Source organism: Microbacterium sp. F1-18 (assembly GCF_052921305.1).
In genome coordinates, this window is the sequence record NZ_JBREVD010000003.1 from 522,569 (window position 1) to 542,296 (window position 19,728).

The 19,728-nt window shown below is 69.6% G+C and carries 18 protein-coding genes; 9 read left to right on the forward strand and 9 right to left on the reverse strand.

Annotated features, from left to right (window positions below; translation table 11 throughout):
* Positions 1–8: 8 nt before the first annotated feature.
* Entirely contained in the window at positions 9–578 is a 570-nt protein-coding gene (locus tag ACU6RU_RS11175; protein ID WP_120264669.1) for a GNAT family N-acetyltransferase, read from the forward strand.
* 10 nt (positions 579–588) lie between these two features.
* On the opposite strand, the gene ACU6RU_RS11180 is transcribed toward ACU6RU_RS11175, so the two are convergent.
* Positions 589–2,508, reverse strand: coding sequence for a BglG family transcription antiterminator (locus ACU6RU_RS11180; RefSeq protein ID WP_446726564.1), 1,920 nt, complete (start codon positions 2,506–2,508; stop codon positions 589–591).
* Between the two features lie 107 nt (positions 2,509–2,615).
* Between ACU6RU_RS11180 and ACU6RU_RS11185 the strand changes: the two genes are divergently transcribed.
* From ACU6RU_RS11185 to ACU6RU_RS11220, 8 genes are all read left to right on the forward strand, one after another.
* The gene (locus ACU6RU_RS11185) at positions 2,616–2,966 is read left to right on the forward strand and encodes a PTS sugar transporter subunit IIB (protein ID WP_120264667.1); all 351 of its coding nucleotides are present in this window, start codon (positions 2,616–2,618) and stop codon (positions 2,964–2,966) included.
* Positions 2,963–3,235, forward strand: a complete 273-nt coding sequence (locus ACU6RU_RS11190) for an HPr family phosphocarrier protein (RefSeq protein WP_120264666.1) — start codon at positions 2,963–2,965, stop codon at positions 3,233–3,235. Before ACU6RU_RS11185 ends, ACU6RU_RS11190 begins: the two co-directional genes overlap by 4 nt.
* 50 nt (positions 3,236–3,285) lie before the next feature.
* Positions 3,286–4,941 carry a phosphoenolpyruvate--protein phosphotransferase gene (ptsP, locus tag ACU6RU_RS11195; protein ID WP_289330059.1) on the forward strand — a complete coding sequence of 552 codons (1,656 nt, stop codon included), beginning with the start codon at positions 3,286–3,288 and terminating at the stop codon, positions 4,939–4,941.
* Positions 4,942–4,994: 53 nt separating this feature from the next.
* Positions 4,995–6,578 carry a PTS mannitol transporter subunit IICB gene (locus ACU6RU_RS11200; RefSeq protein WP_446726565.1) on the forward strand — a complete coding sequence of 528 codons (1,584 nt, stop codon included), beginning with the start codon at positions 4,995–4,997 and terminating at the stop codon, positions 6,576–6,578.
* 86 nt (positions 6,579–6,664) lie between these two features.
* Positions 6,665–7,102 carry a PTS sugar transporter subunit IIA gene (locus ACU6RU_RS11205; RefSeq protein WP_023955519.1) on the forward strand — a complete coding sequence of 146 codons (438 nt, stop codon included), beginning with the start codon at positions 6,665–6,667 and terminating at the stop codon, positions 7,100–7,102.
* A complete protein-coding gene (locus ACU6RU_RS11210; protein ID WP_446726566.1) occupies positions 7,099–8,265 on the forward strand; it encodes a mannitol-1-phosphate 5-dehydrogenase in 1,167 nt (388 codons plus the stop codon). Before ACU6RU_RS11205 ends, ACU6RU_RS11210 begins: the two co-directional genes overlap by 4 nt.
* A complete protein-coding gene (locus ACU6RU_RS11215; RefSeq protein WP_446726567.1) occupies positions 8,262–9,059 on the forward strand; it encodes an alpha/beta hydrolase in 798 nt (265 codons plus the stop codon). Before ACU6RU_RS11210 ends, ACU6RU_RS11215 begins: the two co-directional genes overlap by 4 nt.
* A 202-nt stretch (positions 9,060–9,261) precedes the next feature.
* Positions 9,262–10,062: an endonuclease domain-containing protein gene (locus ACU6RU_RS11220; protein ID WP_289331520.1), complete on the forward strand. Its 801-nt coding sequence runs from the start codon at positions 9,262–9,264 to the stop codon at positions 10,060–10,062.
* Positions 10,063–10,143: 81 nt separating this feature from the next.
* Here ACU6RU_RS11220 and ACU6RU_RS11225 read toward each other — a convergent pair whose 3' ends face one another.
* From ACU6RU_RS11225 to ACU6RU_RS11260, 8 genes are all read right to left on the reverse strand, one after another.
* Positions 10,144–11,259 (reverse strand): adenosine deaminase, encoded by a 1,116-nt coding sequence (locus ACU6RU_RS11225; protein ID WP_120264660.1) that lies wholly within the window; start codon positions 11,257–11,259, stop codon positions 10,144–10,146.
* 73 nt (positions 11,260–11,332) lie between these two features.
* The gene (locus ACU6RU_RS11230) at positions 11,333–12,643 is read right to left on the reverse strand and encodes a thymidine phosphorylase (RefSeq protein ID WP_120264659.1); all 1,311 of its coding nucleotides are present in this window, start codon (positions 12,641–12,643) and stop codon (positions 11,333–11,335) included.
* Complete coding sequence (locus tag ACU6RU_RS11235; protein WP_023955526.1) at positions 12,640–13,041, reverse strand: cytidine deaminase; 402 nt, start codon at positions 13,039–13,041, stop codon at positions 12,640–12,642. The genes ACU6RU_RS11230 and ACU6RU_RS11235 overlap by 4 nt, the downstream gene beginning before the upstream one ends.
* An 8-nt stretch (positions 13,042–13,049) precedes the next feature.
* Positions 13,050–14,327, reverse strand: a complete 1,278-nt coding sequence (locus ACU6RU_RS11240) for an ABC transporter permease (protein WP_120264658.1) — start codon at positions 14,325–14,327, stop codon at positions 13,050–13,052.
* The gene (locus ACU6RU_RS11245) at positions 14,327–15,661 is read right to left on the reverse strand and encodes an ABC transporter permease (protein WP_120264657.1); all 1,335 of its coding nucleotides are present in this window, start codon (positions 15,659–15,661) and stop codon (positions 14,327–14,329) included. Before ACU6RU_RS11245 ends, ACU6RU_RS11240 begins: the two co-directional genes overlap by 1 nt.
* On the reverse strand, positions 15,658–17,172 hold the full coding sequence (locus ACU6RU_RS11250) for an ABC transporter ATP-binding protein (protein WP_289330064.1): 1,515 nt from the start codon (positions 17,170–17,172) through the stop codon (positions 15,658–15,660). The genes ACU6RU_RS11245 and ACU6RU_RS11250 overlap by 4 nt, the downstream gene beginning before the upstream one ends.
* A gap of 85 nt (positions 17,173–17,257) precedes the next feature.
* Positions 17,258–18,370 carry a BMP family lipoprotein gene (locus ACU6RU_RS11255; protein WP_120264655.1) on the reverse strand — a complete coding sequence of 371 codons (1,113 nt, stop codon included), beginning with the start codon at positions 18,368–18,370 and terminating at the stop codon, positions 17,258–17,260.
* Positions 18,371–18,497: 127 nt separating this feature from the next.
* Positions 18,498–19,613 carry a mannose-1-phosphate guanylyltransferase gene (locus ACU6RU_RS11260; RefSeq protein WP_120264654.1) on the reverse strand — a complete coding sequence of 372 codons (1,116 nt, stop codon included), beginning with the start codon at positions 19,611–19,613 and terminating at the stop codon, positions 18,498–18,500.
* Positions 19,614–19,728: the final 115 nt, after the last annotated feature.

Below are 19,728 nucleotides of genomic sequence, written 5' to 3' on the forward strand. Positions count from 1 at the left end.
CTTCGGGAGTGCTGCTGACCGAACCCGTAGAGCTCGCCGACGACCACGTGCGGCTCGTGCCGCTCGCGTACGAACATGCCGACGACCTGACGCGGGCCACCGTCGGACTCGAGTACGCCTGGTACACCTCGGTTCCCGACTCGGTGTCGGCGGACATCACGCAGCGACTCGCCTGGCGCGACGAGGGGCACATGAACCCGTTCGCCGTGCTGCGGGGCGACATCGCGGTGGGGATGACGACGTTCTGCAACATCGACCAGCCCAACCGCAGAGTCGAGATCGGGCACACCTGGCTCTCGCCCGCCGTGCAGCGCACAGCCGTAAACACCGCCGCGAAACGCCTCCTGCTCGCCCACGCGTTCGAGGCCTGCGACGCCATCGCGGTGGAGTTCCGCACGTCATGGCACAACCGCCAATCGCGCGCGGCGATCGAGCGGCTCGGCGCGAAGCAGGACGGCGTGCTCCGCAACCACCGGCTCGGGCCGCACGGAACGCTGCGCGACACCGTCGTGTACTCCGTGCTCCCGCACGAGTGGCCCGCGGTGAAGCTGGGACTCGGGGCGCGACTGGCCCGCTGAGCGCAGGCGATCAGCCGTCGACGACCGCCACGAGCTCGTCGAGGAAGGCGCTGAAGGTCGTGCCGCGGCGCACGATCCGCTGCACGCTCTCGCGCTCGCTGAAAACCTCGACCAGCTGCTCGAAGACGGTCTGGAACGCGGCGCGATCCGATTCGGAGAACGCCACCATCGCCACGACCTGCACCCGCCCGTCGCCCCACGCGATCGAGGGATCCGCGATGCCGAGCGAGATGGCCGTGCGCGTGGCCGTCATGCCGATGGCGTGCGGCACGGCGAGCGCGTCGGTGAAGGCCGTGGACGACAGCCGCTCGCGCTCGATCGTGCGCTCGATGTAGTCGTCGTCGATGACCCCCTGCTCGACGAGCAGCGAGCCCAGTCGGCGTATCGAGGCCTCTTCCCCGCCCTCGCCGTCGAGCCCGCGGATGAAGGCGGAGGGGTCGAAGTAGCGCTCGAGCTCGGCGCGCAGGCGCGCGAGGCGGCGAGCGCGTCGAAGCCGGGCCGCGGCGGTCTGCACGCGATCGATGTCGGCGTCGGTGAGGAACGGCTGGATGTGGACGATCCGATCGCTCATCACGGGAGGCGCGATGGTGGAGAGGATGAGGTCGGTGTCGATCGAGGCCCAGTCCGGGTCGACGCGCGTCTCGACGCCCACGACATCCAGTGCCTGCCCCAACGACCGGTCGACACTGGAACGCAGCAGCTCGTGGAGCTCGTAGTAGCCGGGGCAGACGATCGTCGCCGTCAGCGCCTGCGCCGACAGCCGGCTGCGTTCGAGGCGCCCGCCGACGTGCATCGCGATGTAGGCGATCTCGTCGTCGAGGAGAGGGATGCCGAGGAGGCCCCGAAGCGCGTCGGCGATGTAGACGGCGACCTCGAAGATCATCGGATACGTCGTCTTCAGCGACCGGGTGAGCGGGTTCCGCGACCACGCCTGCTCACGCGCCCGGTGTTTGAGGTTCTGCACGTGCAGCGACAGGCGCAGCACGAAGTCCTCCTGGTCGATGTCGACGAGGAACTCCGCGGCCGCGCGCCGCACGACGTCGCGCACCGCGGTCGCGGCATCCGGGTCGATGCGCTCGCGGATGAGCGCCGCCGGCTCGGTCGCCCCCGGGGCGACGACACGTGTGAGCACGAGGGCGGCGAGGTGCTGCCGGTCGCCTGAGCCCAGGACGACCCCGAGGTGGCGTCGCGTGAGGCGATCGAGGATGTCGCCGACCTCCGCGCGGAATGCGGCGTCGTCGGCCTCGGCCACTTCGAGCGCCCGACCTCGAGTGATGCGATCGGCGGCGATGGCGATGTGCATGACGACGTCGCCGATGCCGAACTCGTTGACGAAGTAGCCGAGCTCGGTGAGCTCGGCGACGAGATCATCCTTGAACGGGCCGAAGGCCACCGCCCCGACGGACCGCTCGCCGAGAGTGCGACGAAGACTGTCGAGGTCGAACGATCCGTCGTCGGTCTCTTCGTGCGCGAGCCGGCTGAGGAGCCGCCGCTGAGCCATCTCCGTGCCGCGCAGGCGCGCCCGCGACGACGTGCGCTCGAGGCTGAGCTCGGTGCCGCCGAGCAGGCCGCGCACCCGGCCGAGGTCGGCGTCGATCGTGGCGGGGCTGACGAAGAAGGCCTCCGCGGTTTCGAAGAGGTCGATCCCCTCGGAGGAATCCAGCAGTGCGCGCACGAGGCGGTGCAGCCGGTCGCGAGGTGTGCCCGCGTCACCCACGTGCACCGCGGCGGCACTGTCCGGCCCCGCACGATAGCCCTGCGGCCCGGACTCGACCACGGCGCCGTCGGGGACCCGGGCGTTGAGCGCCGTGACATAGCTTCGGATGGAGCGCGGCGTGACCCCGATCGCGTCGGCGAGCGCGGCTGCCGTCACCCAGTCGCCGTCTCGCGCGAGAATCGCGAGGACGCGGTCCTGCCGGCTCCTGGTCACGCTCCCATTCCATCATGGCCCGACTCACCTTCCGCCCCTGCGGAAGCAGGAAGGCCTTGTCGCCTCTCAGGCCGCTCACAACAATGGGGAGAGGAGGAGGCGGGTCGATGAGGATCCTGGTCGTATGCGGCGCGGGTGCGTCGAGTACTTTCGTCGCACAGCGAGTGCGCCATGCGGCGCAAGCGCGCGGTCTGGACATCACCGCCACCGCCGGAACCGAGCAGTCACTGCCGATCGATCTCGACGCGGCGGACATCGTCCTCGTCGGCCCCCAGCTCATCCCGAAGCTGGACCGGATCACCGAGGCCGCGGCTGCCCGCGGAACGCGCGTCATCCTGATGCCCGCCGACATCTTCCGAGATCTCGACGGCAGCCGGACGCTCGCGCTGATCACCGCTCCGGCTGCCACCACACGTTCCAGCACCGACATCCCTTCAACGGAGAGGACCTCCTCATGAGCGAGGCATCGCGTACCGTCCGCATCGGATCGTCCAACGGGCTCCACGCCCGTCCCGCGAAGCTGTTCGCCCAGGCGGTTAAGCAGTCGGGTGCCAACGTCACGATCTCGAAGGGATCGGGCTCGCCCGTGAACGCGGCGAGCATCCTCGGAGTCATCGCGCTCGGCGTCGAGTACGGCGATTACGTCACCCTCACGGCCGACGGCGACAGCGCGGAGAACGTCCTCGACGAACTCGCCGACCTCCTCGCCACCGACCACGACGAGTGACCACGAACGACCATCGATACGAACACGGACGATACGAAGGAGATCGAGCAATGAGTGAGCTTCGCGGAGTGGGCATCGGCCTGGGAGTCGCGCAGGGACCGATCGCACGGATGGCGGAGCCGCTTCCCGCTCCGAAGGACGAGAAGTCGGAGCGCTCGCTCGACGAAGAGACGGCGCGCGTGAAGGATGCCGTCGCCGCTGTCGCGCGTGAACTCGAACAGCGCGGCGCACAGGCGGGCGGAGCCGCCCGCGACGTGCTCGAAGCGCAGGCCATGATGGCCGAGGACCCGAGCCTCGAGGCCGAGGTCGCGACCCGCCTGCAGGCCGGCAAGACCGGTGAGTTCGCCGTCTACGACGCCTTCGCCTCGTTCCGCGACCAGCTGTCGGCGATGGGCGGCTATCTCGGCGAGCGAGCCGCAGACCTCGACGACGTCGCGCAGCGCGTCATCGCGCACCTCCGCGGCGTCCCCGCCCCGGGCGTGCCCGAGCCGGGACACCCGTTCGTGCTCGTCGCGAAGGACCTCGCCCCCGCAGACACCGCGCTGCTCGACCTCGACATGGTCCTCGCGCTGGTCACCTCCGAGGGCGGTCCGACCTCGCACACCGCGATCCTGGCCCGTGAGAAGTCGATCGTCGCGGTCGTCGGCGTCACCGAGGCCGCGAGCCTCTCCGACGGCGAGACCGTCATCGTCGACGCCGCGAAGGGCGTCGTCACGACCGACCCGAGCGACGACGAGCTCGCGCAGGCCCAGAACCGCGCCGACGAGCGGAAGTCGGCGGCATCCGCCCCGATCACCCCCGGTGCACTCGCCGACGGCACGGCCATCCCGCTGCTGGCGAACCTCGGCAAGCCCGAGGGAGCGGCGCAGGCCGTCGAGCTCGGCGCCGAGGGCGTGGGCCTCTTCCGCACCGAGTTCCTCTTCCTCAGCTCCGCTCAGGCCCCCACCGTCGCGCAGCAGCGCGAGGCCTACACGAAGCTGCTGCAGGCGTTCCCGGGCCAGAAGGTCGTCGTCCGCGCCCTGGATGCCGGGGCCGACAAGCCGCTCGCATTCCTCAACGACGCGCACGAGGAGAACCCGGCGCTCGGGCTCCGCGGGCTCCGCGCCCTCCGCGCCAGCGAGGACATCCTGCGCGAGCAGCTCACCGCGCTCGCCGAAGCGGATGCCGCGACCGAGGCCGACCTGTGGGTCATGGCCCCCATGGTCTCCACCGTCGAGGAGACGGAGTACTTCGTCGGAATCGCTCGCGAGTACGGCATCAAGACCGCCGGTGTCATGGTCGAGGTGCCGTCGTCGGCGCTGCTCGCCGACCACGTGCTCAAGGTCGCCGACTTCGCCTCGATCGGCACCAATGACCTGACGCAGTACACGCTCGCCGCCGACCGCCTGCTCGGTTCGGTGTCGTCGTTCCAGGACCCCTGGCACCCGGCCGTGCTGCGTCTCATCCACGAGACCGGCAAGGCGGGCCAGGCCAACGGCAAGCCCGTGGGCATCTGCGGCGAGGCCGCGGCCGACCCGCTGCTGGCCGTCGTGCTCGTGGGCCTCGGCGCCACGAGCCTGTCGATGGCGCCCACCGCGCTCGCCGACGTCCGCGCCACCCTGCTCGCCCACACCCTCGACGACGCACGTCGCATCGCCGAGGCCGCCCTGACCGCGACGGACGCGGCCTCGGCACGCGCCGCCGCGCAGACCGCCGCCGGCATCTGATCAGCACCAGCACCCGCACCACACACTGCACCGCACCAGAAGGAGAACCAGAAATGACAACGACGTCAACACCATCCGCGGGAGGTGGGGTCCGGGTCCGCGTCCAGCGCTTCGGAACCTTCCTCTCGGGAATGGTCATGCCCAACATCGCGGCCTTCATCGCATGGGGTCTGATCACCGCTCTGTTCATCGACACGGGATGGGTCGGACAGGACGGGCCGATCGAAGCCTGGCAGTGGGCCGACTCCCGCATGCTCGGCGGCGGGGTCACCCCTGACGGCACCGAGTGGACCGGCCTGGTCGGTCCCATCATCACCTACCTGCTGCCGACCCTGATCGCCTACACCGGTGGCCGCATGGTCTTCGGCGTCCGCGGCGGTGTCGTCGGCGCAGTCGCGGCGATGGGCGTCATCGTGGGCGCCTCGGGCACCATCATGTTCCTCGGCGCGATGGTCGCCGGTCCCCTGACCGCTCTGGCTCTCAAGTGGATCGAGAAGCTGTGGGCGGGCAAGGTCCGCGCCGGATTCGAGATGCTCGTCGACAACTTCAGTGCCGGCTTCGTCGCATTCTTCGCGGCGCTCGCAGCCTTCTTCTGGCTTGCCCCGGTGATGAAGTTCGTCACCGACGTGCTCGGTGGTGCCGTCGGCTTCCTCGTCGACCGCGGCCTGATCCCGCTGGCGAGCATCATCGTCGAGCCCGCGAAGGTGCTGTTCCTCAACAACGCCATCAACCACGGCGTGTTCACCCCGCTCGGAACCCAGGAGTCGCTCGAGACCGGGAAGAGCCTGCTCTTCCTCGTCGAGGCCAACCCCGGCCCGGGTGCCGGCCTCCTGCTCGCGATCTCCGTCTTCGGGGTCGGCATCGCGCGCGGTACCGCACCGGGTGCGTTCATCATCCAGTTCTTCGGCGGCATCCACGAGGTGTACTTCCCGTACGTGCTGGCGAAGCCCCTCCTGATCGTCGCGCTCATCGCCGGTGGCGCCAGTGGTGTTGCCACGAACGCCATCTTCAACTCCGGCCTGGTCGCCGCGGCCTCGCCGGGATCGATCTTCGCGGTGCTCATCCAGACCGCGCCGGGCAGCCACCTCGGCGTCATCCTGTCGGTCGTCATCTCGGCCGGTGTCACCTTTGCGGTCTCGGCGGCGATCCTGCTCGCGGGCCGCAAGCGCGACCTCGCTCGCGAGGCCGCCGGTGAGGGCAATTTCCAGGACGCCATCGCACGCACCGAGGCGAACAAGGGCAAGAGCTCGGAGGCCCTGTCGGGTCTGCGCGCATCGGGCACCGCCGCCGCCACCGGTGCCGCAGCGGAGACCGGCACCGGCACCGCGACGGCCACCAAGCCGATCCAGTCGATCGTGTTCGCGTGCGACGCGGGCATGGGCTCGTCGGCGATGGGCGCGAGCGTGCTCCGCAACAAGATGAAGAAGGCCGGCATCGAGGACGTCACCGTCGTCAACAAGGCCATCGCGAACCTCGACGGCACCGCCGACCTGGTCATCACGCAGCAGCAGCTGACCGACCGCGCGAAGGCGCAGAACCCCGACGCGCTGCACGTGTCGGTGGACAACTTCATGAACTCGCCGAAGTACGACGAGGTCGTGGAGATGGTCCGCAAGCAGCACGACGCCGACGCATAGGCTCGAAACCCAGACCCGGGGCCGGGGCGGTCCATCCGCCTCGGCCCCGCGTCATCCCCCCGCAACATCACTCGAAGGAGACAGACATGGCACGTGAGGTCCTGAACATCGGTCAGATCCGCATCCACTCCGGAAGCGCTACCCGCGAAGAGGCGATGAAGGAGGCCGCTGACCTTCTCGAGTCCGCCGGTGCCGTCACTTCCGCGTACTTCGACGCCATGCAGCAGCGGGAGCAGACCGTGTCGACGTACATGGGCAACGAGCTCGCCATCCCCCACGGCACCAACGAGACCAAGGACGCGATCCTCGACTCGGCGCTGTCGTTCGTCCGCTACGACGGCGGCGTCGACTGGGGCGGGGAGCCCGTGTCGTTCGTCGTCGGCATCGCCGGCAAGGGCGACGAGCACCTCGACATCCTGTCGCAGATCGCCCTGCTCTTCTCCGAGGAGGACGACGTCGCCCGACTGAAGGCCGCGCAGACCCCCGACGAGCTCTACGCCCTGCTCGCTTCGGTGAACCAGTGAGCACCGCGGTCCACTTCGGAGCCGGCAACATCGGCCGCGGCTTCGTCGGCCTCCTCCTGAACGAAGGCGGCTACGAGCTCGTCTTCTCCGATGTCGCCGGTCCCCTGGTCGACGCCATCAACGCCGCGTCCGAGTACACCGTCCACGAGGTCGGCGAGGGCGGTGTCGACCGCACCGTCACCGGTTTCCGCGCACTCAACAGCGCGGAGGACCCGCAGGCCGTCGCGGATGCCGTCGCGACCGCGGACGTCGTCACGACCGCGGTGGGTCCCACTGTTCTGAAGTTCATCGCGCCGCACATCCTCGCCGGTCTCGCGCTGCGCGACCCCGCGGCCGCTCCGCTGGCCGTGATGGCGTGCGAGAACGCGATCGGTGCCACCGACCTGCTGCGCGACGAGATCCGCGCCCAGGCCGGTGACGCGTGGGAGGCCGTCTCGGGCCGAGCGATCTTCGCCAACACCGCCGTCGACCGCATCGTGCCCGCGCAGCCCGCCGGCACCGGCGTCGACGTCACGGTCGAGCCGTTCTACGAGTGGGCGATCGAGTCCGGCCCGTTCGGGGGCGACCTGCCGAACATCCCCGGCGCGCACTTCGTCGACGACCTCGAGCCCTACATCGAGCGCAAGCTCTTCACGGTCAACACCGGACACGCCACGACGGCGTACTTCGGTGCGCAGGCCGGTACCCCGACCGTGGCCGAAGCCCTCGCCGTACCCGAGATCGCCGCGAGCGTCTCGGCCGCGCTCGAAGAGACCTCGGCGCTCCTCGTCCACAAGCACGGTCTCGACGCCGGCGAGCTCGCGGAGTACCGCGCCACGATCCTGCGGCGCTTCGCCAACCCCGAGCTGCCCGACACCGTCGGACGCGTGGGACGCCAGCCCCTCCGCAAGCTCTCCCGGCACGAGCGCTTCGTCGGCCCCGCCGCGGAAGCGGCCGAGGCCGGCCTGTCGGTGGATGCGTTGGTCGCGGCGATCGGCGCCGCCCTTGCGTTCGACGACCCGGAGGACCCGCAGTCCGTCGAGCTGCAGCAGCGCCTGCGCGCCGAGGATGCGGCATCCTTCACGGCCTCGGTGACGGGACTCGAGCCCTCGCACCCGCTCTTCGCGCGGGTCGAGCGCGCGGTCGCCGAGCGCCAGTCGGCGATCGGCTCAGACCCCCGATGAGCGACGCGGCGGTGCGGGCGGCGGGTGACGAGCCCGGACGCCCGCACCGTCGGTTGCGGACGCGACGGATCGTCCGCGTCGGCCTGCTGTCAGTCGCAGGCATCCTGGTGGCCGCCGTCGTCGGCATCCTCGTCTGGAGCCAGGTCGGAGTCATGGACGCCGAGGCGGAGCCCCTCGCCGCCGTCCGCGCCGACGCGCGCATCGCGATGTCGGAGGCCGACGGCAGCCTCGTGCTCGAACCCGCCGCGGGACCGGGGGGTGTCGGCCTCGTCTTCGTGCCGGGCGCGAAAGTGCAGGCCGAGGCATACGCGGCGATCCTCGCCGACGTGGTGGCCGACGACGATGTGACGGTGGTGATCACCCGGCCGTGGCTCAACCTCGCATTCTTCGACCCGCGGCCGCTCTCGTCGTTCACAGACCTCGTCCCCGGGGTCGAGACCTGGCTGGTTGGCGGGCACTCGCTCGGCGGCGTACGGGCGTGCCAGTTGGCGACGGATGCCGACGGGCTCGTCCTGTTCGGGTCATACTGCGCGACCGACCTGTCGGCATCAGGGCTGCCGGTGCTGAGCCTGTCGGGCTCGGACGACGGCCTGACCACACCGCAGAAGGTCGACGACAACCGCCACCTGCTGCCCGCCGGTGCGACTTTCGTCGAGGTCGCCGGCGCCAGCCATGCATCCTTCGGCGACTACGGCCCCCAGGCCGGCGACGGTACCCCCTCGATCTCGCCCGCCGACATGCGGGCCGAGGTCACCGCGGCGCTGTCGGCACTCGTGGCATCCCTCCCCCGCTGACCCGGCGCCCCGGGCGGCCGAACTCCTCAGATATGGGCATCGGAGGCGCCTGAGACTGCCGCAGGCCCTACTGAGGCTGGAACACTGAGGAGTTGACGCCCGGGCGGCGGGCCCTCCCCAAAGCTGATCCCGAGGTCTGCTGTCCTCAGCACCCCACTTACCTCGATCACGGTAGGCACAGAGTTCGCATACTGCCGACGTGATGCCGACAGATTGGAAGAGCGCGACGGACCTCGGTCTCCGCCGTTCAGAGGTCGACCGCGCGCTCGCGCAGGTAACACTCGTACGCGTCCGCCGCGGGCGCTATCTGCCCGGCTCGACCCATCCCGATATCCTCGCGGCGGCGCGGCTGGGCTGCCGGCTGGACTGCGTTTCACTGCTGAGGGCTGTCGGCGTCTTCGTGCTGGACCGGCATCCGCTCCACGTCAACGCCCGCGTGGGGTCCAGCAGGCTGCCGGAAGCCCCCGACGGTGTCGTCCGACACTGGCGAACGGATGACGACCCGCCGACCTCGGTTACCGCCGATCTCGTCTCCGCGCTGGCGCAGGCGTGCCGCTGCCAAGATCCCCGCGCCGCAGTCGCCACGCTCGACAGCGCATGGCACCAGCGCATGATCGACGCTGAGGGCATTGCCGAGATCTTCGCACGCCTGCCGCGCCGATACCGCCGGCTACAGCTCCTCCTCGACCCCTCAGCAGAATCCGGTTCCGAGTCACTCCTCCGCCTCGTCCTCCGTGCGATCGGATGCCGATTCGAGACTCAGGTCGACATTCCGGGAGTCGGCCGGGTCGACTTCCTCGTCGAAGGCTGGCTGATCGTCGAATGCGACAGCGAAGCCCACCACTCCGGCTGGGATGCTCAGAAGCGCGACAGGCGACGAGATCTCGCAGCCGCAGCCCAGGGGTACACGACTATTCGCCCGCTAGCCGAGGACATCTTCCACAACCGTGACCGGCTGGCGCAGCAGCTTCGCGCTGTGGTCGCCCACCGTCCAACGCGATAACTCCTCATACCGGGCTCCCTAGCCTCGGTCGAACCCAGAAACTCGGCGGACCCGGCACAGAACTGAGGAGTTAGGGCGGGGTCAGGCTCCGAAGCCCTCCGCGATGACCTCGATGAGCTCCTCCCGCTCCTCGACCGAGAGGAACGCGCCGGCGGCGGCGTTCAGCTGGAAGGCCTGGAGATCGTCGAGGTCGTAGTCGAAGGTCTGCGCCAGGGTCGCGAGCTCACGCGTGAGCGATGTCCGGCTCTGGGTGCGGTTGTCGACGTTCACCGTGACCGAGAAGCCCAGCTGGTACAGCAGATCGAAGGGGTGATCCTCCCACTGCGTGCCCCAGCCGGCGATGGCACCGGTCTGCAGGTTCGAGGACGGTGCCAGCTCGAGCGGGATCTCGCGGTCGCGCACCCACCGCGCCAGGTCGCCGAACTGGACGAGCACCTCTTCGCCCTCACGTGAGACGACGTTGAGGTCCGAAGCGATGCGCACACCGTGGCCGAGGCGCAGCGCACGCCCGTCGATGAGCGCCGAACGGATCGAGTCGAGGCCCGCGGCCTCGCCCGCGTGCACGGTCACCGGGAAGAACTCCGAGGCGAGATAGTCGAACGCCTCGCGGTGGCCCGCCGGAAGGAAGCCGTCCTCGGGGCCCGCGATGTCGAAGCCCGCGACGCCGCGGCCGCGGTTGTCGACCGCCAGACGGGCGATCTCCAGCGAGCGGTCGGCCTGACGCATCGCCGACAGGATCTGACCGACACGGATGTCGTCGCCCGCAGCCTCGGCGGCATCCTCGCCCTCTTCGATGCCCTCCTGCACGGCGTCGACGGCGTCCTGCAGCGACAGACCAGCGCGCAGGTGCTGCTCGGGCGCCCAGCGCACCTCGCCGTAGACCACGCCATCAGCGGCGAGGTCGGTGACGAACTCGCGCGCGATGCGGCGCAGCCCCTCACGGGTCTGCATGACCCCGAGTGTGACCTCGAAGGTCTTGATGTAGTCCACGAGCGAACCCGAATCGCTCTGCTCCTCGAACCAGTCGGCGAGGTCGTCCGCGTCGGTCTCGGGCAGGTCGGTTCCGAGCTCGTCGGCCAGCTCGACGATCGTGGCGGGACGCACGCCGCCGTCGAGGTGGTCATGCAGCGAGACCTTCGGCAGCGACCGCACCGAGACGCCCTGCAGTTTCACGTCGGCGTGCTGTTCGATCGGCATGGCGGGCTCCCTGGTGTGAACGAGCGGGTAGGACGGTTAGGAAGGACGGCATCCGAGGGGCGGATGCCGGAGCTCAGGCTGTGATGCGCTCGAGGACGAGCGGCCCCGCGGGCGGAGCGTCGTCGTCGATCTCCCACGCGCCGTGCAGCGCGTCGAGAGCACGGTCGAACCGCGCACCATCATCGGCCAGAAGGGTGAACAACGGCTGACCGGCAGCCACCTCGTCACCCGGCTTGACGTGCAGGTCGATGCCCGCGGCGTGGATGACCGGGTCCTGGGCACGGGCGCGACCGGCGCCGAGGCGCCAGGCGGCGATGCCGAAGGGCAGCGCCTCGAGCCGGGAGATCACGCCGGCGGTCGGCGCGGTGACCGTGTGCGTCTCGCGGGGCGCGGGGAGCGCGGCATCCGGGTCGCCGCCCTGTGCCTGGATCATGCGGCGCCAGACGTCCATCGCCCGGCCGTCGGCGAGGGCCGCCTCGACGTCGGCGTCGGGCTGTCCTGCGAGCGCGAGCATCTCGCGCGCCAGCGCCACGGTGAGCTCGACGACGTCGGCGGGGCCGCCGCCGGCGAGGACCTCGACCGATTCGCGGACCTCGTTCGCGTTGCCGATCGCAAGGCCCAGGGGTGCGTTCATGTCGGTGAGGAGCGCGGTCGTCGCAACGCCCGAGTCGGCGCCGAGCGCGACCATCGTGCGGGCGAGCTCGCGCGCCTTGTCGACGTCCTTCATGAAGGCGCCGGAGCCGAACTTCACATCGAGCACGAGCGATTCCGTACCCTCGGCGATCTTCTTCGACATGATGCTCGACGCGATCAGCGGGATCGCCTCGACCGTGCCGGTGACATCGCGCAGCGCGTACAACCGCTTGTCGGCCGGCGCGAGGCCCGAGCCTGCGGCGCAGATCACGGCACCGACGTCGCGCAGCTGAGCGAACATCTCGTCGTTCGACAGCGCCGCACGCCACCCGGGGATCGACTCGAGCTTGTCGAGCGTGCCGCCCGTGTGTCCGAGGCCACGGCCCGACAGCTGCGGCACGGCGACACCGAAGGCGGCGACGAGCGGCGCGAGGGGCAGGGTGATCTTGTCGCCGACACCGCCGGTGGAGTGCTTGTCGACCGTGCGCTTGCCGAGTCCGGCGAAGCTCATGCGCTCGCCCGAGGCGATCATCGCGTCGGTCATGACGCGGATCTCGTCGCGCTCCATGCCGTTGAGCAGCACCGCCATGGCGAACGCCGCCATCTGCGAGTCGGCGACGTACTCACGCGTGTAGGCATCGATCATCCAGCGGAGGGCGTCTTCGGCGACGGCGCCGCCGTCGCGCTTGGTGCGGATGACATCGACGGCGTCGAACGCCTCGACAGCGGATGCGGTGGACTCGGCGCTCATCGGGCGGCCTCCTCGAGGTCGCGGGGCCCGAACGCGTCGGGCAGCACCTCGTCGATCGTGCGGATGCCCGAGACGGTCTCGAGCAGCATTCCGGGCAGGGCGAATTCGTTCAGCAGCTGGCGGCACCGACCGCACGGCATGATCGTCTGCCCGTCGTTGTTGACGCACACGAAGGCGACGAGCTGTCCGCCGCCCGACATGTGCAGGTCGCCGACGAGGGCGCACTCGGCGCACAGCCCGACGCCGTACGACGCGTTCTCGACGTTGCATCCCGAGACGATGCGTCCGTCGCTGACGAGCGCGGCCGCGCCCACCCGGTAGCGCGAGTACGGTGCGTACGCACGCGTCATGGCTTCCGTCGCGACGGCGCGCAGCTCGTCCCAATCGATGTCTGTCACAGCAGAGGTCACCCCTTGATGTACGGCTTGCCGGCGGCTGCCGGCCCACGGATGTGCCCCGCGAACCCGGCGACCGCGAGGATCGTCACAAGGTACGGGAGCATGAGCATGAACTCGCTGGGGATCGGCGTCCGCAGCACCGTCAGCAGATTCTGCAGGTTCGTCGCGAACCCGAACAGCAGCGCCGCCAGAGTCGCGCGGATCGGGTCCCAGCGTCCGAAGATGACGGCGGCGAGGGCGATGAAGCCCAGGCCCGCGGTCATCTCCTTGGTGAAGGTCGGCACCGACACCAGGGTGAAGTACGCACCTCCGGCGCCGGCGATCGCACCGGCGAGGCTGACGTTCCAGAACCGGGTCGGGTTGACCTTGATGCCGACGGTGTCCGCGGCCTGCGGGTGCTCGCCGACGGCCCGCAGCCGCAGACCCCACCGGGTGCGGTAGAGGCCCCAGGCGACGAGACCGACGGTGACGTACATCAGGTACACGATGAACGTCTGGTTGAACAGCACGGGCCCGATCACGGGGATGTCGCTGAGCAGCGGGATCGGCAGGCGCTGGAACGTCGTCGCACGGTTGAGCGTCGCCTCGTTCGGCGCGAGGAGCGCACCGAAGAGGAATCCGGTGAGGCCGGTCACGAGCACGTTCAGCACGACACCGACGATCACCTGATCGACGAGGTAGCGGATCGAGAAGACCGCGAGGACGAGGCTCACCAGGACGCCGCCGACCATGGCGGCGATCAGTCCGATGAACGGGTTGCCGGTCATGCTGCCCACGAGCACCGCGCCGAAGGCGCCGAGCAGGAACTGACCCTCGATGGCGACGTTGACGACGCCGACACGTTCACCGATGACGCCGCCGAGGGCACCGAAGATGAGCGGGACCGACAGCGACACGGCGCCGAACAGCAGACCGATGACGGGAACGAGCCCCTCGGCAGCTGCCCAGACGAGGAAGGCGAACACGCCGACGAACCCTGCCACAGCGATCAGCCACGTGCGGGGGCGGCGGTAGGCGAACGCGTCCCACGTCGCGACCGCCGTGATGACGGCCATGAGCGCGAGCAGCGTCCAACTGGTCGGCCCGGTCGGGAGCGCGACGTCCGGGATCGGGATCGTCGAGCCGCCGTCGGCGAGGCGGAACGTGCTCGTACCGCCGCGCGGGACGAGGGCGAACAGCATCGCCAGCAGCAGCGTGGCGACGCCCAGGGCGATGGCCGGCTTGAGGTGGCGGACCTTCACCGCGACGGGAGCAGCGGCGGCGGAGGTCAGATCGGTCGTTGCCATCAGGCACCCGCCTTCACAGCGGCGCGGCGCGACGAGTTCTTCGTGCGGCCCGACGCGCGCTTCTCAGCATCGGTCTTGGGAAGGAAGAAGATCGTCCGCACGAGCGGCGGAGCCGCGATGAACAGAACGATGAGCGCCTGCACCACGAGCACGATCTCGACGGGGATCCCCTCCGAGCCCTGCATCGTGAAGCTGCCCGCCTTGAGTGCGCCGAGCAGGATGCCGGCGGCGAAGACGCCCCACGGACGCGAGCGTCCGAGCAGAGCGACGGTGATCGCGTCGAAACCGATGCCGGCGTCGATCGAAGCGGTGAAACCGGTGGTGACCTGACCCTGAACCTGGTTCATGGCGGCGAGGCCCGCGAGCCCGCCGGCGAAGAGCATCGCATAGACGTACATGCGCTCGACCGAGATGCCGGCGGCGCGTGCGGCGTGCGGGTTCTCGCCCACGGCGCGCAGCCGCAGGCCGAGGCTGGATCGCTCGATGACCCACCACACGACGACCGTCGCGATGATGACGACGATGAAGCCCCAGTCGAGCAGCGGGTACTGCGGGCCGAGCAGCTCGGGGAACTGGGCGGACTCCGGCGTTCGCAGCGAGATCGACTGCGTCGTGCCCGTCTGCTGCAGCAGCGAGGGGGTCCGCACCATCCAGCTGACGAGGTAGTAGGCGATGTAGTTGAGCATGATCGTGAGGATCACCTCGTGCGCGCCGGTGCGCGCCTTCAGCAGTCCGACGAGCCCGCCCCACAGGGCGCCGCCCACGATGCCGGCGATCAGCGTCAGCGGCAGGTGGATGAACATGGGCAGATCGAGGTTGAACGTCACGAGGGCGGCGAAAGCGGCCCCGATGAGGATCTGGCCGCGGCCGCCGATGTTGAACAGACCTGCGCGGAACGCCAGCGCGACGCCGAGTCCGGCGGCGATCAGCGGAGCCGCGAAGCCGAGCGTATTCGTGAGCGGACGGATCTGCGTCGCGAAGTCGTCGACGCGCGTGTTGAACACGGCGCCGCGGAACAGGGCGTCGTAGCCGCCCGAGACCGACTGCCAGATCGCGGCCAGGGTGTCACCCGGGCGAGCGAAGAAGTAGCCGGACGCCGCAGCCACCCGCTCGTCCGTGACGGCCATCATGATGCCGCCGACGATGAGCGCGAGCACGATGGCGAGCACCGTGATGACGGCGCTGCTGCGCATCACCTCGGTGATGACGCGGTTCGTCGTCGGCGGCGGGGCCACCTCGGGCTTGCCCGTCAGGGGGCCGCCGACAGGGGGCAGCTGCGAGTCCGCGGGCTCGACGGGAAGGTCGGGCCCGGGACCGGGCGTGGGGGTGGTCATGCTGCTGACTCCTCGGGAACCTCGCCGGCCATCATCAGACCGAGCACGTCGCGCGGCGTCGTCGCCGGAACCACGCCGACGATGCGACCGCGGTACATCACCGCGATGCGGTCGGCCAGGGCGACCACCTCGTCGAGCTCGGTCGAGACGACGAGGACGGCGACGCCGGAGTCACGGGCCTCGATGATGCGCTTGTGGATGAATTCGATGCTGCCGACGTCGACGCCGCGTGTGGGCTGGGCCGCGACGAGCAGTCGCAGCGGCCGGGCCATCTCGCGGGCGATGACGACTTTCTGCTGGTTGCCGCCCGACAGGGTGCCGACCGGGGTGTCGGGGCCCTGGGTGCGGATGTCGTACTCGGTGATGCGCTCGCGGGCGAACGCTTCGAGCGCCCGGCGGTCGATCGTGCCCGCGCGGCTGAAGGCGCGGTCGTCCGAACGGTCGAGGATGAGGTTCTCCTGCACGGAGAACGCTCCGACGAGGCCGTCCTCCTTGCGGTCCTCGGGCACGAACCCGACGCCGCGGTCGAGGATCGCGCGGACACTGCGTCCGCCGAGCTCGTCGCCGTCGAGGCGGATCGAACCGTGGTCGATCGGCAGGAGCCCGAGGATCGCCTCGACGATCTCGGTCTGACCGTTGCCCTGGACGCCGGCGACGGCGACGACCTCACCCGAACGCACCTGCAGGTCGACGTCGTCGACGACGACGATTCCCGACGGCGTGACGACGCGGATGCCGTCGAGGACGAGACCGCCCTCCCCCACGTTCGGTGCCCCCTTGGCGACGACCATCTCGACCGGGCGGCCGACCATGAGCGCTGCCAGCTCGGCGTTGCTCGCCGTCGGCGAGGCTTCGCCGACGACCTTGCCCAGGCGGATGACGGTGATGCGGTCCGCGACTTCGCGGACCTCACGGAGCTTGTGGGTGATGAAGACGATCGAGGTGCCCTCGTCACGCAGCTGACGCATGATCGCCATGAGCTCGTCGGTCTCCTGCGGAGTGAGCACGGCGGTGGGCTCGTCGAAGACGAGGACCTTGGCCTCGCGCGAGAGCGCCTTGATGATCTCGACGCGCTGCTGCACGCCGACCGGCAGATCGCCGACGACGGCGTCGGGGTCGATCTGGAAGCCGAAGCGGTCGGCCACGGCGCGCACGTGCGCGCGGGCGGCGGCGAGGTCGAGCACCCCGAGACCCTTGGTGTTCTCGTGACCGAGCATGACGTTCTCGGCGACGGTGAAGACCGGGACCAGCATGAAGTGCTGGTGCACCATGCCGATGCCCGCGCCCATGGCGTCGCCGGGTCCGCGGAAGTCCTGGACGACGTCGTCGAGGAGGATGTGGCCCTCATCGGCCTGGTACAGGCCGTAGAGGACGTTCATGAGAGTCGACTTGCCGGCGCCGTTCTCCCCGAGGAGAGCGTGGATCTCGCCCGGCCGGACGACGAGGTCGATGTGGTCGTTGGCGACCAGGGTGCCGAAGCGCTTGGTGATGCCCCGGAGTTCGAGCTTCATGTCGGCCAATCTATGCGACGGAGGGTGGGTGGACAGCGGTCGGGGCCGGGGAACTTTCGTCCCCCGGCCCCGACGACTCATGAACTCACGGGGAGTTCGGCGAGTCCACGGTGATGTCACCGGCGACGATCGACTCCTGGAGGGCGGTCAGCTCGTCGGCGAGACCGGCCGGCAGACGCGACTCGAAGTCGTGGAAGCTCGACAGCTTCACGCCCTCGTTCTTCAGCGTGCCGACGTAGGGGTCGGTCGTGAAGTCGCCGCTCTGGGCAGCAACGGTGGCGTCGTAGACGGCGACGTCGATCGCCTTCTGGATCGACACGAGCGTCAGGTCGGCGACCGTGTCGTCGGAGACGGCGAGGTCGCTGTCGACGCCGAGCATGACGACGTCGCTGCCACCCTCGCGGATCGCCTGCGCGGCGCTCTGGTAGATCGGGCCGCCGACGGGCAGGATCACGTCGACACCCTGGTCGAGGATGCCCTGAGCGACCTGCTTGGCGGTGTCGTTGGCGGTGAAGCCGCCCGTGAAGTTGCCGTCCTGGGCGGTGATGTCCCAGCCGACGACGCCGACGTTCGCGCCCTTGTCCTCGTTGTACTTCTCCACACCCAGCTGGAAGCCGTCCATGAAGACCGTGACCGAGTTGAACTTGTCGCCACCGAAGGTGCCGACCTTGTTCACACCGGCGTCAGCCGACCACGAAGCCGCCGCGTAGCCGCCGAGGTAGGCGGCCTCAGCGGTGTTGAACACCAGCGGCTTGATGTTGGGCGCGTCGGTCGTGCCGTCGAAGTCGGTGTCGGCGTAGTCGTCGATGATCGCGTAGTCGATGTCGGGGTTCGCCGTGGCCGACGCGACGGTGGCCGGAGCGAGCTTGTAGCCGACGGCGACGATCAGGTCGCAGCCCTCCGAGACGAGCGTCTCGAGGTTGGGCGCGTAGTCGTTCTCCGTGGTGGATTCGACCTCGATCGATTCCACGCCGAGCTCCTTGGCCGCGCGGTCCATGCCTTCCTTGGCCGACTGGTTGAACGAACGGTCGTTCCAGCCGCCCTCGTCGGAGACGAGACAGGGGGTGAAGTCCGAGCCCGCCTCGGGTGCGGCGGATCCGCCGGCCTCATCGGGTGCGGCTCCGCAACCGGCGAGGGCGACGAGAAGGCCCGCGGCAGCTGTGATGCCGACGAGCTTCTGAGGGGTCGAGAGTGTCAATGCAGCCTCCACATTGAAGGCGCCGCGGACTTCGCGGCGGCTGGAATGAAGTTACCTACTGTTTCGTCCGGGTTGCACCTCGGACGCACCCCGCCTCGCGAATGGTTACAAAGACGCAATGTGCGCGTCACAGAACGTCGCCGCGGCCCGTCAGCTTGAGGGCGTCGACGACGTGCTTGACGCGCTGGGCGTTCTCGCTCGTGGTGACCAGCAGCGCGTCCGGGGTGTCGACCACGACGATGTCCTTGACGCCGATGAGGCTGATGACGCGCGACGTGTGGCTCACGACGATGCCGCTGGCGGCGTCGGAGAGGATGCGGGCGTTCTCGCCCAGGATGGCGAGATCGTTCTTGCGCCCGTTCGAGTTGAGCTTGGCCAGGCTCGCGAAGTCGCCGACGTCATCCCAGTCGAAGTGACCCGGGACGACGGCGAGCTTGCCCTTCTCTGCTGCGGGCTCGGCGACGACGTAGTCGATCGCGATCTTCTTCAGTCGCGGCCAGATGCGGTCGACGGCGGGGCCGCGACGGTCGCGGTCGTCCCACGCTTCGGCCAGTTCGAGCAGTCCGGCGTGCAGCTCGGGGCTGTTGGCCTCGATCTCGGCGAGCAGCACGTCGGCGCGCGAGATGAACATGCCCGCGTTCCAGAGGTACGACCGATCGGAGACATAGGCGCGTGCGGTCTCGAGGTCGGGCTTCTCGACGAAGCGCTCGACGAGAGAGGCGTCGCGGGCGCCCTCGACGATGAGCTCGCCGCCGCGCTTGATGTACCCGAATCCGACCGCCGGCTCGGAGGGGGTGATGCCGATGGTGCAGATGTAGCCCTCGCGGGCGACCTCGACCGCGTCGCGGACCGCGAACTCGAACACCCGGCTGCCGCGGATGACGTGGTCGGCCGCGAACGAGCCGATGATGACGTCAGGGTGCCGCCGGTGCAGGATCGCCGCCGCGAGACCGATGGCTGCGGCCGAGTCGCGCGGCTCCGACTCCAGGAAGACGTTCTTGTCGGGGATGCCGGGAAGCTGAGCCTCGACCGCGGCGCGGTGAGCACGGCCGGTGACCACGGCGATGCGATCGGGGCCCGAGAGCGGCGCGAGCCGATCCCACGTGTCGCGCAGCAGCGAATGGCCCGATCCGGTCAGGTCATGCAGGAACTTCGGGGCGTCGGCGCGCGACAGCGGCCACAGCCTGCTGCCCACCCCTCCCGCGGGGATGACGGCGTAGAAGTCCGGGATCTCGTCGACCATGCTCCGAGCGTACCCGGGCGCCGGTGCGGCTCCCGGCGCAAGAACCCCCTTTCTTTAGGGTGCCCTTCGTCGCCCCGCGTCATTTTCCCGGCCTAGAATCGTTGTGCGCCCATGT

Excerpts from the sequence above, each read along its gene's own strand:
- ACU6RU_RS11215 (WP_446726567.1), top strand. The coding sequence starts at position 8,262 with ATGAGCGACGCGGCGGTGCGGGCGGCGGGTGACGAGCCCGGACGCCCG.
- ACU6RU_RS11240 (WP_120264658.1), bottom strand. The coding sequence starts at position 14,327 with ATGGCAACGACCGATCTGACCTCCGCCGCCGCTGCTCCCGTCGCGGTG.
- ACU6RU_RS11200 (WP_446726565.1), top strand. The coding sequence starts at position 4,995 with ATGACAACGACGTCAACACCATCCGCGGGAGGTGGGGTCCGGGTCCGC.
- ACU6RU_RS11190 (WP_120264666.1), top strand. The coding sequence starts at position 2,963 with ATGAGCGAGGCATCGCGTACCGTCCGCATCGGATCGTCCAACGGGCTC.
- ACU6RU_RS11185 (WP_120264667.1), top strand. The coding sequence starts at position 2,616 with ATGAGGATCCTGGTCGTATGCGGCGCGGGTGCGTCGAGTACTTTCGTC.
- ACU6RU_RS11205 (WP_023955519.1), top strand. The coding sequence starts at position 6,665 with ATGGCACGTGAGGTCCTGAACATCGGTCAGATCCGCATCCACTCCGGA.
- ACU6RU_RS11220 (WP_289331520.1), top strand. The coding sequence starts at position 9,262 with ATGCCGACAGATTGGAAGAGCGCGACGGACCTCGGTCTCCGCCGTTCA.
- ACU6RU_RS11230 (WP_120264659.1), bottom strand. The coding sequence starts at position 12,643 with ATGAGCGCCGAGTCCACCGCATCCGCTGTCGAGGCGTTCGACGCCGTC.
- ACU6RU_RS11250 (WP_289330064.1), bottom strand. The coding sequence starts at position 17,172 with ATGAAGCTCGAACTCCGGGGCATCACCAAGCGCTTCGGCACCCTGGTC.
- ptsP (WP_289330059.1), top strand. The coding sequence starts at position 3,286 with ATGAGTGAGCTTCGCGGAGTGGGCATCGGCCTGGGAGTCGCGCAGGGA.
- ACU6RU_RS11245 (WP_120264657.1), bottom strand. The coding sequence starts at position 15,661 with ATGACCACCCCCACGCCCGGTCCCGGGCCCGACCTTCCCGTCGAGCCC.
- ACU6RU_RS11260 (WP_120264654.1), bottom strand. The coding sequence starts at position 19,613 with ATGGTCGACGAGATCCCGGACTTCTACGCCGTCATCCCCGCGGGAGGG.
- ACU6RU_RS11225 (WP_120264660.1), bottom strand. The coding sequence starts at position 11,259 with ATGCCGATCGAACAGCACGCCGACGTGAAACTGCAGGGCGTCTCGGTG.